This is a genomic window from Nocardia abscessus NBRC 100374 (assembly GCF_000308455.1).
GTDB classification, from domain to species: Bacteria; Actinomycetota; Actinomycetes; order Mycobacteriales; family Mycobacteriaceae; genus Nocardia; species Nocardia abscessus.
Window position 1 is genome coordinate 109,491 of record NZ_BAFP01000037.1, and the last position, 14,940, is coordinate 124,430.

A 14,940-nucleotide genomic window follows, 5' to 3' on the forward strand; every position below is an offset into this window, starting at 1 on the left:
CCAAAGGAACCGGGCGGGGTGCGCGGGTATTCCCGGGGCGGCGGTGTGGCGTCGGTTACGCCAGGTATTCCGCCAGCCAGGTCCGGGTGAGCTCGCGCGTGACCTGGGCGCCCGCGTCGAGTTCGGTGGTGCCGAAGGCGTGATCGAGGAAGGGAAGTTCGACGTAGCGGTGCGGGATGCGCGCGGTCTCGAGCGCGGCGGCGTAGGCGGAGGTGTGCTCGGCGAGCACGAGATGATCGCCTGCACCCTGGATCAGCAGCGTGGGCGGAGTGTTGCCGGTGACGTGCGACGCGGAGCTGGTCGCGGCGTAGCGCTCGGGGTATTGCTCCGGCGTTCCGCCGAGGTACTGCCTGGCCGCGTCGACGCCGAGCGCGGTCTCGGTACCCGACGCGGCCAAATCGACCGCGGGGTACAGCGCGATCGCCGTGCGCACCTTCGGCAGCTCGGCGGCGCTGCCGCAGCTGGGCCGCAGGGCGCCCGAGTTGATCTTGTTCGCGACGTTGATCGCGAGATTGCCGCCCGCGGATTCGCCGAACGTGGCGACCCGCCGCATATCCCAGTTGTATCGCTGCGCGTTCGCCGCGGCCCAGCTCAGCGCGCAGGCGATGTCGGCGTCCTGCGTGTCCCAGCGGTGGTGGTCGTCGTCGGAGAGGCGGTAGTCCACGTCGAGGACGGCGTATCCGTTGGCCGCCAGCCATGTCGTGTAGGCGTCGGTGCCACGGCTGCCCGTGACGAAAGCTCCGCCGTGGATGCTCACCACCAGCGGGGCCGGTGCGGGCGCGGGTGCGGGCAGGTACAGATCCGCCTGGATCGGCTGCCCGTCCACGGTCGCGTACGTGACGGTCTCGTCGGGCGCGTCGCCGACCGTACTGAACGGGACGAGCGGGGCGAACGGAATCCAGACGCCCGCCGCGTCGCGCGCCGCGAACACCAGGGTCGCACTGGTCAGGACGGACAGGACGAGACCGGCGGCGGCCACGCCGGTCACCGTGCCGGCGAGGCGCCGTCCCCGCCCGCCGGTGCGGAACGCGATCAGCGCGAGTCCGGTCGCGAGCACGGCGAGCACCATGTTCCACGAGCCGAGGGCGTCGCGGACCGCGCCGAGCAGGAGCACGGCCGACTGGACGATCGCGTTGCGCAGCAAGGGCATCGACCAGGAAACCGGCGCGACCGCGAGCAGTTGGCTGAGCGCGAGGTACCCGGCGAGCACTCCGGCGAGCGTCAGCAGCGCGGCGCGAGCCATTCGACGAGGGCGCGCGGATTTTCCGGGTACGGTCACGTCCGCTCCTCGCTCGTCGGTCATCCGGGATCTCCGCTTCCGTGTCGGGGGTTGCCGACTCCAACATAGGTCTGCCTTCGTGCCCGCCGACTCGCGGTGGTGGTCCGGCCGGCCGGAATCGGGTAGCCGACTACGCGCGATATCCGGTGGACCGTCCGCAGAATCGTCGCCACAAGGGTTCGACCACTGTGTTTCGAAGGGGGATCTGCATGGCTGGTTATCGCGATTGGTTGGCGCCTGCTCCGAATCCGGAGCCGCCGCTGGACAGTCGACGGCGCGCCGAGGCGGAGCGCTCGGCGCGGGATCCGGCGCCCGGCCGGGCGCTGACGTGCAGGCCGCGGCCGCACGCGGCATCCGCTCGGTCCAGTGCCGGGGTGCGCAGTGTGGTGCGCCGAAGTCACGCGGCGCCGGCCGATGACGAAACGCAGTCGGCGGCGCGCCGGTTCGCCGAGTCGGCGGTGCGCATCGTCCTCGAGGTGCTCGACCGCAGGCGGCCCGTGCCGCAACTCGCCGTGGTCGCCGACGCCACGGTCGTGGCCGCGGTGCGCACGTTGATCGACAACGGTCTCGTGCCCGGGCGTGCCCTCGGCGCCGCGGTGCCGGTCCGGGTGAGCGTGGTCATCGTGGACGCCAAGACCGCCGAAGTCGTCGCCGCATACGGCCGTGGCAGGCGTCGTTTCGCTCTGGCGGCACGCATCGTTCGGACGCGCTCGGCAGGCTGGCGGATGACGGCGCTGCGTATCCGATGACAGCCCTGAACGGTCAGCCGAGCGGAACGGTTCGGCTGACCGTGCCGCACCAGTAGCCGTCGATGACGGTGCGCAGTGTGCCCAGGGCCTGCTCGGCCGCCGAGTGCGAGCGCGCTCGCTGACTCAGGCCTGCGATGCCAGCCAGTCGTGCATCCACGACAGCGCGGTCTGTCCGTCGCCGACGGGATAGCTGCCGTAGGCGGTGTGCGCCTGTGAGCGGTAGAACTCGTCGAACAGCCGAGCCCGTTCCTGATTGGCCGACTCCGACAGCTGGCTCTGCAGCAGGGTGATGCCGCCGTTGGACATCAGATCACCGACGATGGCGCCCATTTCGAGCTGGTAGCGCCAGAGGTAGGCCGGGTCGGGATGCGAGGTCTGGGCCAGGAAGCCCGCGAAGCGGGTCACGAAATCGTCCGCGGCCGTGGCGCAGTACAGATCGCCGATCGCGCAGATGGTGCGGGTCTGCGGAGTGACGAAGCCGAACCCGCCGATGCGGGGACCGCCCGCGCCCGCGCCGCCCACCGGCGGCCCGACCAGCGCGTCGGTGGGGGAGCGGCGTGGGTCGGAGATGAGCCCTACCGCGGCGATCCGGTGCGGCGGCACGACACCGAGACCGGTGCCGATCTCGGCGGCGAGATCACCCGCGGCGTCCGCGCCCTGGCTGTAGCCGAGCAGCGCGATTCTGGTCGCACCGCATGCCCTGCCCATCGCCGCGATCATGCCGCGCGCGTTGTCGGTCGCCTCGCGCTTCGAGGCCCCGTATACATCGCTCTCCCAGGGGAATGCGGTCGCGGCGTAGCTGACGTAGTCCACGCGTGTCGAGGGCGGCAGGCCGCGGGTGACTCCGGCCAGCATCCCGGGTCCCGGGCGCTCGCCGTCCAGCTGGTCGGTGGTCTCCCAGGTGCCCGGGATCGCCACCACGTACAGGCTCGGGCAATCCGGTGCGGCGACGGCTGGTCCGCTGCCCGGTCCCGCACATGACAGCGCCATCGCCGCGATACCGATGGCCGCCGAGATCAACTTCGATCGCATGGCGTTTGCTCCTGGTAGTCCACGCGCCGCAGGCGCTCCCCGGCAGGAATCGGCCTCCGCCGGCGCCGTGCGGTGGTCGAACCCGGCCCCGTCGAAGGCTGCATTGAGACTCGGTGGTCTCAAAGTGCAGCCAGGATAGCGACCATGTGGGAGACGGCACAATCGAAGTCGCAAGTGACGCGTGTCACAACCATTCCGGCTACGGCGACGCCTGATGATTGCTATTGGTCCTGCGCGAGTAGAACTGTCATGGCCTCCGCCCATCGGTCGATGGTTGCCGTGGCGGCACGCTCGGTGCTGCGCAGCGGACGGGACATCGCGGTGCCGCGCAGGATCGCGATGGTGAGGTCGCGCACGGCCGGATAGCGCGGATGGCCGACGACGTCGGGACCGAACAGCGCGTCCACCACCCGCCGCAAGTCGCGCCCGGCTTTTCGTTCGGCCGCGCGCAACGCTTCGGCAAGCGCGGGGTCGGTCCGCGCGGCCGCCCACAATTCGAACTCGGCTTGCGCCGCCGGGCGCGCCATCGACTCGTACAGGGCGGTCAAGGCGCGCAGCACGGGATCGGCCCCGTCGCCGAGCCCCGCCGCGATCTCTCGGACGGCCGCTTCGTTGCGTGCGACCAAATGGCCGACCAGTTCGGCGATCAACGCGCCGATGGTCGGGAAATGATGCAACAGCGCCCCGCGGCTGACGCCTGCCGCGCGCTGCACCGACAAGGTGGTCAGTGCCCGGTAGCCCTGCTCGGCCAGCAGGTCGGCGGCGGCGTCGAGGATGTGGGCGCGGGTCGCCCGTTTCCGCTCCGCGCGTACTCCGGCCATGCTGCTCCCTCCGTCGGCGCGAGAATTTCACAGTCACTGTTGACTGTCAAATAGTGGCTGCGCCAGACTGCGGGGACAAGTTCCGGACCAGCGTCGAAGGGGAAAGCGATGACCGACAGTGACATCCAGGCCGATGGCGGATCGGGCGCTTGGTATCGCGATTGGACCGAGACGGCGGACTCGCCGTGGGCCGGACGCCCCGAGCCGGACGGCGCACGCGAGTACCGCACGCTGACCTACGAGCGGGACGGCCGCATCGCGCGCATCACCTTCGACCGGCCGGAGAAGGGCAACGCGATCACTCCCGACACACCGCACGATCTGGCGCACGCGGTCGAACGCGCCGATCTCGACCCACGGGTGCACGTGATCCTGCTGTCCGGGCGCGGGAAGGGGTTCTGCGGCGGATACGACCTGAGCATGTTCGCCGAGCAGGGTTTCGGGGTAGCGGGCGGTCCGGGCGACGTGGCGGGGACGGTCGTCGACCCGGTGGTGCAGGGCCGCAACCACGATCCGGCGCAGACCTGGGACCCGATGATCGACTACGCGATGATGAGCCGGTTCAACCGCGGTTTCGCCAGCCTGATGCAGGCGAACAAGCCGACCGTGGCCAAGGTGCACGGTTTCGCCGTGGCGGGCGGCAGCGACATCGCGCTGTTCGCCGACCAGATCATCTGCGCCGACGACACCAAGATCGGTTACCCGCCCACCCGGGTCTGGGGTGTGCCGGCGGCGGGCATGTGGGCGCATCGCCTCGGTGACCAGCGCGCCAAGCGCCTGCTGTTCACCGGCGACTGCCTCACCGGAAAGCAGGCGGTCGAATGGGGCCTGGCGATCGAGTCCTGGCCCGCCGACGAACTCGACGCGCGCACCGAGGAATTCGTCGCCCGGATCGCGCGCATGCCGATCAACCAGCTGATGATGGCCAAACTGGCGCTCAACTCGGCGCTGTACGCGCAGGGGGTGGCCAACTCAGGAATGATCAGCACGGTCTTCGACGGCATCTCCCGGCACACCAGGGAGGGTTACGCCTTCCAGACGCGCGCCGCCACCGCCGGTTTCCGCGAGGCGGTCCGGGAACGCGACGAACCGTTCGGCGATCACAAACGGGGCCGGTCCTCGTAGCCCAGCCGCACGTCGTGCGCGACCTCGCCGCCGCTCACCGTGACCTGGCTGGTTACCGGCGGGTAGCCGCGCGCGACGACCGTGTAGTCGCCTTCGGCGAGATCCGCGACGACATAACGCCCGTTCTCGTCGGTGCGTGTTGTGGCGGTCAGGACGCCCGCCGCGTCGAGCACGCTGATCTGCACGTCCGAGACCGCCCGGCCGCCGTCGGACCACGCCGACCCGGCCAGCACCGCCATCGGCGTGAGATCGATGTCGTGGTGCAGCAGCCCGCTGTCCGGCACGGTCAGCGCGGTCGCGCTCGGACGCATGTGCTCGGCGACCGCGACCACGGTGTACGTGCCGGGCACCACGCCAGGGCACAGGTAGCCCCCGTCGGCCGCCGCGGTCGCCGACCCGACCACCTCGCCGTCCAGGTCGGTCAGCGTGATGGTCGCGCCGGGCAGCGGCTCGCCGAGGGTGGCGGACCGGACCACACCGGACAACTCGCCGGAGCCGAGCAGGGTGATGTCGAATTGCTGCGGCCGGTCACCCACGGTGATGTTCACCGCGGTGGGCTGATGCCCGGCGGCCGACACGATCAGCACGTAATTGCCCGCGTCCGGCGCGCTGACGAGGTAACCGCCGTCGCCGCCGCCGCTGGTCCGCGCGGCTTGCCGCCCATGGTGGTCGATCAAGGTGAGTGCGGCGGCGGGCACGGGGCGGCCGTCCTCGCGATGGACGTAGCCACTGAGCGAACGACTTTCGTACGCGGTGTCGTCGAAGCTCGCCTTCGGCTCACGCCGGTAGGCGCCGTTGCCCGCGGGATCGCCCGCGGCGTGGCCGCTCGCGGCCGCGGCGAGCGCCGGTTCCGGCTCCGGCAGCGCCTGCGCGGCGCCCTCCCAGACCTGATCGGCGTCCCAGTGTGACTCTTCGGCTTCGGTCTCGTAGATCGGAGCCTGCGCCGGGACGTCCTGCAGCGGGATCTCTTTCATGAACATCAGCACCACGCAGGCCAGCAACGCGACACCGGCCGCCGCGTAGAAGACCCCGTGCATCGCGTCGGTGAAGCCGGTGAGAACAGGGATCTTCACCTCGTCGGGCAGCGTCGCGATACCGCTGGTGTTGGACTGGATTCCGCTGAGCTGGTCGGGGCCGAACCCGGGCGGCAGCGCGCCGCCGAACGCGTCGATGATCCGGTGCGGCAGCAGATTGAACAGAATGGTCAGGAACACGGCGACGCCGAGCGTGCCGCCCATCTGCCGGAAGAACGTGGCCGACGCGGTGGACACGCCCATGTCCGAGCGGGGTCCGGCGTTCTGCGCGGCGATGATCAGCGTCTGCATGCAACAGCCGAGGCCGAACCCGACCACCGCGCCGTAGACGAGGGGCTGCCACAGCGGGCTGTCGTAGTGCACCTGGGCGTACAGCAGCGCGCCCACCGCGACGATGAACGTGCCCGCCACCGGAAGGATCTTGTAGCGGCCCGTCTGCTTGGTGATCTGCCCTGACACCTGCGAGCCGACCGTGATGCCGAGCACCAAGGGCAGCATGAGCAGACCGGCCTTGGTCGGCGAGTAGCCGCGCACGACCTGGAAGTACTGCGGGACCATGGTGATCGCGCCGAACATCGCGACACCGACGATCAATCCGCCCGCGATGGTGACGCTGAAGGTCGAGTTCTTGAACAGGCGCAACGGGATCAGGGCGGAGTCCTTCATCAGGAACTCGACCAGAACGAACAGCAGCAACCCCGCCGCCCCGATGCCGTAGCACAGCAGCGACCGCTCCGAGGACCATCCCCAGTGGCGTCCCTGTTCGGCGACGATCAGCAGCGGCACGACGCAGAGCGTCAGTGTCAGTGCGCCCAGCCAGTCGATCCGGTGGTTCTGGCGCTGGTGCGGCGCGTTGAGCACCTTGGCCACCACGAGCAGGGCCAGCACGCCCACCGGGACGTTCACCAGGAACACCCACCGCCAGCCTTCGATGCCGCCCAGTTCTTCGTAGTCGGAGAAGAAGCCGCCGAGCACCGGGCCGAGCACGGTCGCCGTGCCGAAGACCATCATGAAATAGCCCTGGTAGCGCACCCGTTCCCGCACGGGGACGATGTCGCCGATGATGGTGAACGCCAGCGACATCAGTCCGCCCGCGCCCAGGCCCTGGAACGCGCGGAACGCGGCGAGCTGGTACATCGAGGTGGCGAAGGTACACGCCACCGAACCGATGACGAACAGCCCGATCGCGGTGAGGTAGAACGGCTTACGGCCGTAGATGTCGGCCAATTTGCCGTACAGCGGCGTGGTGATCGTCGCGGTGATCAGGTAGGCGGTGGTCGCCCAGGCCTGTTCGTCGAAGCCGTCCAGGCTGTTGGCGATCTTGACGATCGCGACGCTGACGATGTTCTGGTCGAGCGCGGCCAGGAACATGCCGAGCAGCAGCCCGGACAGGATGGTCAGGATCTGCCGGTGGGACAGTGACGTGTCCGCGCCTGCGTCCGGGTTCCGCGGAGCCCGGGTGGTGGAATTCGTCATGGATGGGCCCTATTTCGGATCGGCTTGATGTCGGGGAGTGGTCTCTATTCCTGCGGTGAGCCGGTCGAGCAGAACGGTCAAGGTATCGCGGTCGGTCGCGGGCCAGTCGGCCAGGATGTCGGCCAGCCATCGGTTGCGCAGCGCGCGGTTCTCCTCGAAGACGCGCACGCCCTCCTCGGTGGCCGTGAGCACGCACGCGCGTCCGTCGACCGGGTCGGTCCGGCGCTCCACCAGGCCGTGCGCCACGAGCGATCTGCTCTGCCTGCTGATCGTGGACGCCTCGGCGTGCAGCAACTCGGCCAGCCTGCCCGCGCGCTGTGGTCCCTCGTGCACCAGGCAGAACAGCACGGCGTAGGCGAGTCGCTCCAGCCCTTCCGGCCCGGGCCGGGCCGGTTGCCACTTCGACCGGTTGATCGCGCGCATGAAACGGACCATCCGTTGACCGAGTGCGTCGGCGGCCGCGAGTTCGGCCGCCGACGCGCGGCGCTCGCGAGCGGTTGCGGACATGACTTCACCTCGACGTTCCCCACCGGCAGATTACTTAGCAACCTCAATTAGTTGCTTTTGGCAACTATACATCTGGGTTGCCGACGGTCGGCGAGGTAGGCCGGTCCGGTGCGCGTTGCTACCGTCGTCGACGTGTCCGAGTCGCTTGTTCGCTTTCCGGCCGCTCTGCCGTCCGATTGCCGATGGGAGCCGGTCCGCGGCGGGGAGTCCGGCGCCGTGGTGTTCCGGTCCGCCGACGGATCCCGCTACGCCAAGTGCGTCGGCCCCGGCCTGGTCGCTGCCCTCGCGCTGGAGCGCGACAAGATCACCTGGCTCGACGGCCGGGATATTCCCGGTCCCCGAGTGCTGGACTGGCGGGCCGGCGACGAGGGCGCCTGCCTGGTCACCGGTGCGGTCCCCGGCGTCGCCGCGGACGCCGTTTCCGCGCAGACCCTTTCCCGCGCATGGGAATCCATCGCGGACGCGGTGCGCCGCCTGCACGATGTGCCGGTCGCGGAGTGCCCGTTCGACCGGGGCCTGGCACGGATGTTCGCGATCGCCCAGGACGTCGTCGTCCGAGGTGCGGTCCATCCCGAGTTCCTCCCCGAGGAGCAGCAGGACACTCCGCCCACCGTCCTGCTCACCAGGCTGGCCACCGAGCTGGAGCCGAGGATGACACAGGAGCTCGCCGAAGCCGTGGTGTGCCATGGCGATCTGTGCCTGCCCAACATCATCCTCGACCCGGCCACGCACACGGTCGCCGGTTTCGTCGACCTCGGCCGCCTCGGCATCGCCGACCCGTACGCCGATATCGCTCTCCTGCTGGCCAATTCCCGGGAGTCATGGCAGGACGAACGGCGCGCCGAACGCGCCGACCGGATCTTCGCCGACCGCTACGGCATCGATCTGGACGCCGAGCGTCAGCGTTTCTTCCTCCACTTGGATCCGCTGACCTGGGGTTAGCCGGTCGCCGCCTGCGCCAGGTCGCGGGCCCGCCGGTGCGACGGAACCGCACCGACCGCCCGGTCCTGATCAGCCGGTGTTCGGTGCTGTGCGGAGCGTTGCGCGCGGTTCGGTCTTGCCTGTTGAGCATTCGACCGACAAAATCCAGGGAGATATGCAATGTTGTTATTGCGCAACGGCATTGAGAGGGAACCCACGGTGGCCGAGTAGGCACCGGTAAAAGGGGGTGCGGCGAGATCATGTCGTCGAACACGTCCGAGCACAACGGACTGCTGCGCGCCCGGCCGGGCCGTGAGCGGGCCGAACGCGTGCCCACCTGGCCCGGAATGCTCTCCGCCCAAGAGCCGTCGCCCCGGCCGCGCGGGAAGCGGCATCGGGCGCCTCGCTCTCGGCGTCGCGCTCGGCGCGGGCCACGCCGCGCCTGGCTGGTCGGCGGTGTCGGCGTGGCCGCCTCGCTCGCCGCCGCCGCGTTGGTCCTGGTCTACACGGACGCGGCCTCCGCGCCACGGCAATCGGCCACCGTGGCGGACCCGGTACTCGGCGGCGGCCCGGGTTGCGAGCCGACCCGCGGCGACCAGTTGGTGCGCGGCAGCGGAACCGGCTCGACAGCCTCGGGACCGGAGGTGATCCTGGCGTTTCAGCACGCCTATTACGTGACCCGCTCGGGAGCGGTCGCACGATCGCTGACGGCGCCGGACGCCGCGGTGCCACCGGCCGCCGTGATCGACGCGGGCATCGCCTCCGTCCCGGCGGGAACCCAGCACTGCGTCATGATCACGCCGATGCTCGACGGACGCTACGACGTGGTCATCACCGAGTTGCGGCCCGACTCCGCCAACCGCACCTACCGTCAGTTCGTCACCGTGGCCGACACCGGCGGCGAATCGACCATCGTCAAGATCGCCCCGCCGAACTGAGCCTCGTCCGACCGCTCTTGGGCTGCCCTACTCGAGCCCGGCGACTTTCCGGCAGCGCCAGTCCAGGTAGTTGATCAGCATCCAGAAGTCCTTGAACGCCGGGTTGGTGGTCTGCCCGTGGTGGTAGCGGTAGTAGATCTGCTGGGCGATCACCGCGAGCCGGAACAGCCCGAACACCTCGTAGAACGGCCAGTTGTCGGCGGAGCGGCCGGTGCGCGCGCAGTAGTGGTCGACGATCTGGGCGCGGGTCAGCATGCCGGGCAGGTGACTCGGCTGACGGCGGGCAGCCCGCATGGCCTCGTCGTCGTCGGCCTGCACCCAGTACGCCAGCGCCCCACCGAGATCCATCAGCGGATCGCCCAGTGTCGCCATCTCCCAGTCGAGCACGCCGACGATCGCGCCCGAGCCCGACGGGTCGAGCACCAGATTGTCCAGCCGGAAGTCGTTGTGGATGACGGTGGTGGCGACGTCGGCGGGCCGGTTGGCCTCGAGCCAGGCCATCACCGCGGCGAAATCGCTGACATTGTCGGTGCGGGCGTCCACGAAGCGCCGCGACCAGCCCGCGACCTGGCGGCCGACATAGCCGGTGCCCTTGCCGATGTCGGTGAGCCCGGCAGCGGCCGGGTCGACCTGGTGCAGTTCGATCAGGCAGTCGAAAGCCGTGGTGGACAACCGCCGAGCTTGGTCAGGAGACAGACTCGTCCCCTCCGGCAGATCGCCACGCAGGATCGTGCCCGCCACCCGCTCCATCACGTAGAACTCGCTGCCGATCACATCTGGATCGGCGCAGCGAGCCACCATCCGGGGAACGTAGCGGTAGTGCGGACGCAATCGCTGCTGCACGAGGTACTCACGGCCCATATCGTGCGCGGAAGCCGCCTTTTTGCCGCCGGGCGGGCGGCGCAGGATCAAGTCGCGATCCGGGTAGCGCAGTAGATACGTGAGATTGGATGCGCCACCGGAGAATTGGCGCACCTCGGGCGACTGGCTCAGACCGGGCACCTGGTCGGCGAGCCAGGTGTGCACGGCGGCGACGTCGAAGGCGTCCTCGGCGCGGACGGCGGTGGCCTCCGCGGCGCTCACCGGTCGGTTCCGTATTTGCGTAGTTCCTGACGGGCGATCACGCCGAGATGCACCTCGTCGGGGCCGTCGGCGAAGCGCAGCGAGCGAATGCCCGCGAACGCGCGCGCCAGCGGGAAGTCGTCGGAAAGCCCGGCGCCGCCGTGCAACTGCATCGCCATGTCGAGCACCTCCTGGGTCATCCTCGGCACGACCGCTTTGATCTGGGAGACCTCGCTGCGCGCGCCGGCCAGGCCCTTGGTGTCCAGCAGCCATGCGGTGTGCAGGACGAGCAGCCTGGCCTGATCGATCGCGACGCGGGCGTTCGCGATGCGCTCCCGGTTCCCGCCGAGGTTGGCCAGCGGCTTGCCGAACGCGGTGCGCGAAAGGCTACGGCGGCAAGCCAATTCGAGCGCGCGCTCGGCCAGGCCGATGGCGCGCATGCAGTGGTGGATGCGGCCGGGGCCGAGGCGGCCCTGCGCGATCTCGAAGCCACGTCCCGGCCCGGCGATCACGGCGTCCAACGGAAGCCGCACGTCGGTGAAGGTGACCTCGCCGTGGCCGAAGGGCTCGTCCAGATAGCCGAAGGTGGTGAGCATCCGTTCGACCCGCACGCCGGGTGTGTCCACCGGCACCAGCACCATGGAGTGGCGCTGGTACGGGTGCGCTTCCGGGTCGGTGAGGCCCATGAAGATGACGAACGCGCAGTTCGGATGGCCGATGCCGGTGCTCCACCATTTGCGGCCGTTGAGCACGATCTCCTCGCCGTCCACCACGGCGGTCGCGGCCATATTGGTCGCGTCCGAGGACGCGACCTCGGGTTCGGTCATGCAGAACGCCGAGCGGATCTCGCCGTCCAGCAGCGGCCGCAGCCACTGCTGCCGCTGCTGTGTGCTGCCGTAGTGCAGCAGGACCTCGGCGTTGCCGGTGTCGGGGGCGTTGCAGTTGAACACTTCCGGCGCCCAGCCGGAAGCGCCCATCGCCTCGGCCATCGGCGCGTACTCGACATTGCTCAGGCCAGCGCCGAGTTCCGGATCGGGCAGGAAGAGGTTCCACAGACCCGCGGCCCGCGCCTTCTGCTTGAGCTCTTCGACCACCGGCGGGACCGCCCAGGGCGATTCTCGCAAGAAGGCGGCGTGCTCCTCGTCGCGCGGCTCGATCTCGTCGCGCACGAACTGCCGCACCTGATCGGTGAGGCGGACGGCTCGGTCGGAATGCGTGAAGTCCATACCCATCCTCGAGGCTCGCTGAGCATTGCTCAACTTCCGGTCGAGTCATTGGTAGCATATTATTGAGCATTGCTCAATAGAGGAGGGTGGATGACCGAGGTTGCCGCGGAGCCCGGCGGCCGCCGCTCGGCGGACGACCGGCGCCGCCAATTGATCGGCATCGGCCTCGGCATGTTGATCGACCGGCCCTGGCACCAGATCACCGTCGACGCGGTCGCGCAGCAGGCGGGCATCTCGCGTGGCCTGCTCTTCCACTACTTCCCGACCAAGCAGGAGTACTACGCGCAGCTCGTCCGGGCCGCGTCGCAGCGGTTCCTGCGCGCCACCGGCCCCGATCCGGACGCCGCGGACCCGCTCGCGTCGATGATCGCCAACTTCGTGGGCTACATGCGCAGGCGCAGTGGACCCCTGGTGGGTTTGCTCCGCGCCGCGGGGCAGGACCCGGTGCTCGAGGCGATCATGGAGCAGATGCACGACGAACTCACCGACCGGGTGTTCGCCGCTCTCGGCGGGCCCGCGCCGTCGATCGCCGAGCGCCTGGTGGTGCGCTCGTGGTGGGCGATGGCGGAGGATCTCACCGTGCAGTGGCTGTCGCGCGACGACGTCGATCAGGACCGGCTGGGCCGATTGCTGTTCGGCACGTTGTCCCGGGTGCTCGACTCGGTGCGGGACGAACAGGCCGGTCGCCACTGACCGGTTCGCTCTGCTCCGCGAATTACCCGCGGCGACGTGATATCCGCGATTCGGGTGGGATTCGGGTGGGATTCGTCGGAATGGCCATGGCTGATGGGCTGCTGCGCGGCGGCGGAAGAAGTGCTCGCGACCGGCGGAAATCGCGCCGTGCCGCGTGTGTCGTCCGCGGCGCGCCGAATAGTTCCGTGAGATGGCAAATGAACAGTTTCGCCAGTAGCGGTGGATCGACTATGAATGAAACGTGCCGTTGCCATTCGTGATCACTTGTCTGCCATCGACTCTCCCGTGCGGGGAGCGCTGATGGTCATCGAACATCCCATCGAGGACGAGGTTACACAGCTGGCGAGGCGGGTCGAGAAGGCCCGTGGACGGCTCGCCTATCAGTTCGATCCCGCGCTCACCGAGGCGCTGTCGGAGGACGAACTGCATGCCGAACGTGAGCTCGCCGAACGGATCCGCACCCAGGAGCGCGGACAGCGCTGGAAAGAGGCGCAGGCTGCCGCCGCGGCATCCGACCGCGCCAGGCAGACCACCGAAGCGATCGAGAAGGCCGACATGCGAGATCTCCTCCTCGCCCGCAAGGCGATTGCCGCGCAGCGACGCGAATCCAGCCCGCACGCGAAACTGGCCTCGCTCTACCGGCATCGGTCCTGGTCGCTGCGCGCGCTGGCCGGCGTCGTCGCGGCGGGCATGCTGTGGTCGGCGGTCAACGTCCAGCAGAACATCGCTCCCGGCGGCGCGACCGATCCGCTGTACTGGTTCAGCTACCTGCTCGAAGGCATGATCAGCGTCTGCCTGATCATCATCATGATCGGCACCAACAAGGTCGCCGAATGGGGTGTGGTCGACAACCGCCGTCAGGTCGCGGCGGCCGAGGTCGCCCTGCTGGCGCTGACCGTCAGCCTCAACACCTATCCGTATCTGCGCACGGGCGCGTGGTACGACGCGGCCGTGCACGCTATCGCCCCGGTGATGATCGGTGTCGCGCTGCTCATCCACGACGCCGCGAGTGCCCGCTACGGTCTCGCCATCGCCAGGGCCACCGAGCAGGTTCGCGACCTTCCGGACCCGGCCGAGCAGATCCGGCTCACCCTGCCCCGGTACCGGATGCCGGTCGCCCCCGAGGCGCCCGCCGTCCCGCACGAATACGTGGAGCACGAGCCGCGGCCCGTCGTGGCGGCCGCCCCGGTGGAGGCCATCGAGCAGGAAGTAGCGGAGGTCGCCGACATCGACGGTGCACCGCAGGATTCCGACGAGCAGCCCACTGTCGTGGTGCAAGCCGAGCGGAAGCGGACTCCGGTCGAGACGCCGCGCAAGCCGGTGCTGCCCGAGTCCATCGAAGACCTCGACGCGATGGAGGTCGTCGCTGCGCGTCCCAGCACGACGGTGAAGGTCAAGGACCTGGACACCACGATCGCCGCCAAGAACGGCGCGTCCGCCACCAACGGACACAAGCCTCCGGCGAGCGAGCCCGTAGCGCCCGCGCCGGTTTCCTCGGTCAAGGCCGACGAGCGACCGGCCACGCGAGTGCCCGCCGAAGAGCCCGCCGCGGCGAAGGTGGTCGTCCGGGAGACGGCTCCGGCCAAGCCGCGCACTCCGGTCGCCGAGGCCGAGGTTCCGACGGCCGAGATCCCGGCGGTCACCCGACGCCCGCTCGCGGAGGTCAAGAGCGACAGCCCGGCGCCGGAGTTCAAGAACGGCAAGGACACCCCCAAGCCCGACATCGCGCAGCCGCCGACGGCCCGCACGCCGGACATCTACGACACCGGTTCGTTCCGCGTCGCCGACATCCTCGAACAGGAACTTGCCGAACTGCAGGCCGAACGCCGCCGCGCCCGCACCAGCAGGCAGCGCTCCGCCTCCACCGCGGGCCGCGAGTCCTAGCGAGCCGCGTTTCATCGACGATGCCCGTCAGCGCAGCACGCGCCGACGGGCATTGCCGTTTCCGGGTACCGCTGCCGTGCGGACCTCTGGCACGGCGCGGCCGCGACGACGATCTTCGCAAGAGCTGCCTCTGAGACGGCAAGCGGCGCTGTGCCCCCTCGCCGCAGGGGAATCCGACTGCTGAGAGCAGATC

Annotated in this window: 13 protein-coding genes; 6 read left to right on the forward strand and 7 right to left on the reverse strand. The window is 69.6% G+C overall.

Features of this window, described 5'->3' with window-relative positions; translation table 11 throughout:
• Window positions 1–55 precede the first annotated feature (55 nt).
• A complete protein-coding gene (locus ON19_RS06950) occupies window positions 56–1,279 on the reverse strand; it encodes an alpha/beta hydrolase (protein WP_157229610.1) in 1,224 nt (407 codons plus the stop codon).
• 209 nt (window positions 1,280–1,488) lie between these two features.
• Here ON19_RS06950 and ON19_RS38720 point away from each other — a divergent pair, with 209 nt between their 5' ends.
• Complete coding sequence (locus ON19_RS38720; RefSeq protein WP_051168600.1) at window positions 1,489–2,028, forward strand: Rv3235 family protein; 540 nt, start codon at window positions 1,489–1,491, stop codon at window positions 2,026–2,028.
• A 123-nt stretch (window positions 2,029–2,151) separates the two neighbouring features.
• Here ON19_RS38720 and ON19_RS06960 read toward each other — a convergent pair whose 3' ends face one another.
• Window positions 2,152–3,060, reverse strand: a complete 909-nt coding sequence (locus ON19_RS06960; RefSeq protein ID WP_043688367.1) for a cutinase family protein — start codon at window positions 3,058–3,060, stop codon at window positions 2,152–2,154.
• Window positions 3,061–3,281: 221 nt separating this feature from the next.
• Window positions 3,282–3,881, reverse strand: a complete 600-nt coding sequence (locus ON19_RS06965; protein WP_043688368.1) for a TetR/AcrR family transcriptional regulator — start codon at window positions 3,879–3,881, stop codon at window positions 3,282–3,284.
• A gap of 108 nt (window positions 3,882–3,989) precedes the next feature.
• Here ON19_RS06965 and ON19_RS06970 point away from each other — a divergent pair, with 108 nt between their 5' ends.
• Window positions 3,990–5,006, forward strand: a complete 1,017-nt coding sequence (locus ON19_RS06970; RefSeq protein ID WP_043688369.1) for a crotonase/enoyl-CoA hydratase family protein — start codon at window positions 3,990–3,992, stop codon at window positions 5,004–5,006.
• Here ON19_RS06970 and ON19_RS06975 read toward each other — a convergent pair.
• Both ON19_RS06975 and ON19_RS06980 read right to left on the reverse strand, forming a co-directional pair.
• Complete coding sequence (locus tag ON19_RS06975) at window positions 4,982–7,516, reverse strand: MFS transporter (protein ID WP_043688371.1); 2,535 nt, start codon at window positions 7,514–7,516, stop codon at window positions 4,982–4,984. The two genes, ON19_RS06970 and ON19_RS06975, sit on opposite strands and share 25 nt — an antisense overlap.
• A gap of 9 nt (window positions 7,517–7,525) precedes the next feature.
• Window positions 7,526–8,023, reverse strand: coding sequence for a MarR family winged helix-turn-helix transcriptional regulator (locus ON19_RS06980; protein WP_043688372.1), 498 nt, complete (start codon window positions 8,021–8,023; stop codon window positions 7,526–7,528).
• A 132-nt stretch (window positions 8,024–8,155) separates the two neighbouring features.
• Here ON19_RS06980 and ON19_RS06985 point away from each other — a divergent pair, with 132 nt between their 5' ends.
• Both ON19_RS06985 and ON19_RS06990 read left to right on the forward strand, forming a co-directional pair.
• Entirely contained in the window at window positions 8,156–8,965 is an 810-nt protein-coding gene (locus tag ON19_RS06985; protein WP_083899190.1) for an APH(3'') family aminoglycoside O-phosphotransferase, read from the forward strand.
• A gap of 239 nt (window positions 8,966–9,204) precedes the next feature.
• On the forward strand, window positions 9,205–9,882 hold the full coding sequence (locus ON19_RS06990; RefSeq protein ID WP_227954442.1) for a DUF8176 domain-containing protein: 678 nt from the start codon (window positions 9,205–9,207) through the stop codon (window positions 9,880–9,882).
• A gap of 27 nt (window positions 9,883–9,909) precedes the next feature.
• On the opposite strand, the gene ON19_RS06995 is transcribed toward ON19_RS06990, so the two are convergent.
• Both ON19_RS06995 and ON19_RS07000 read right to left on the reverse strand, forming a co-directional pair.
• Complete coding sequence (locus ON19_RS06995; protein ID WP_043688374.1) at window positions 9,910–10,965, reverse strand: phosphotransferase family protein; 1,056 nt, start codon at window positions 10,963–10,965, stop codon at window positions 9,910–9,912.
• On the reverse strand, window positions 10,962–12,170 hold the full coding sequence (locus tag ON19_RS07000; protein ID WP_043688479.1) for an acyl-CoA dehydrogenase family protein: 1,209 nt from the start codon (window positions 12,168–12,170) through the stop codon (window positions 10,962–10,964). Before ON19_RS07000 ends, ON19_RS06995 begins: the two co-directional genes overlap by 4 nt.
• 90 nt (window positions 12,171–12,260) lie before the next feature.
• Between ON19_RS07000 and ON19_RS07005 the strand changes: the two genes are divergently transcribed.
• Both ON19_RS07005 and ON19_RS07010 read left to right on the forward strand, forming a co-directional pair.
• Complete coding sequence (locus ON19_RS07005; protein ID WP_051168601.1) at window positions 12,261–12,863, forward strand: TetR/AcrR family transcriptional regulator; 603 nt, start codon at window positions 12,261–12,263, stop codon at window positions 12,861–12,863.
• A gap of 300 nt (window positions 12,864–13,163) precedes the next feature.
• Complete coding sequence (locus ON19_RS07010) at window positions 13,164–14,747, forward strand: hypothetical protein (RefSeq protein WP_043688376.1); 1,584 nt, start codon at window positions 13,164–13,166, stop codon at window positions 14,745–14,747.
• The last annotated feature ends 193 nt before the right edge of the window (window positions 14,748–14,940 follow it).

Excerpts from the sequence above, each read along its gene's own strand:
- ON19_RS38720 (WP_051168600.1), top strand. The coding sequence starts at position 1,489 with ATGGCTGGTTATCGCGATTGGTTGGCGCCTGCTCCGAATCCGGAGCCG.
- ON19_RS06960 (WP_043688367.1), bottom strand. The coding sequence starts at position 3,060 with ATGCGATCGAAGTTGATCTCGGCGGCCATCGGTATCGCGGCGATGGCG.
- ON19_RS06965 (WP_043688368.1), bottom strand. The coding sequence starts at position 3,881 with ATGGCCGGAGTACGCGCGGAGCGGAAACGGGCGACCCGCGCCCACATC.
- ON19_RS06970 (WP_043688369.1), top strand. The coding sequence starts at position 3,990 with ATGACCGACAGTGACATCCAGGCCGATGGCGGATCGGGCGCTTGGTAT.
- ON19_RS06975 (WP_043688371.1), bottom strand. The coding sequence starts at position 7,516 with ATGACGAATTCCACCACCCGGGCTCCGCGGAACCCGGACGCAGGCGCG.
- ON19_RS06980 (WP_043688372.1), bottom strand. The coding sequence starts at position 8,023 with ATGTCCGCAACCGCTCGCGAGCGCCGCGCGTCGGCGGCCGAACTCGCG.
- ON19_RS06990 (WP_227954442.1), top strand. The coding sequence starts at position 9,205 with ATGTCGTCGAACACGTCCGAGCACAACGGACTGCTGCGCGCCCGGCCG.
- ON19_RS07000 (WP_043688479.1), bottom strand. The coding sequence starts at position 12,170 with ATGGACTTCACGCATTCCGACCGAGCCGTCCGCCTCACCGATCAGGTG.
- ON19_RS07005 (WP_051168601.1), top strand. The coding sequence starts at position 12,261 with ATGACCGAGGTTGCCGCGGAGCCCGGCGGCCGCCGCTCGGCGGACGAC.
- ON19_RS07010 (WP_043688376.1), top strand. The coding sequence starts at position 13,164 with ATGGTCATCGAACATCCCATCGAGGACGAGGTTACACAGCTGGCGAGG.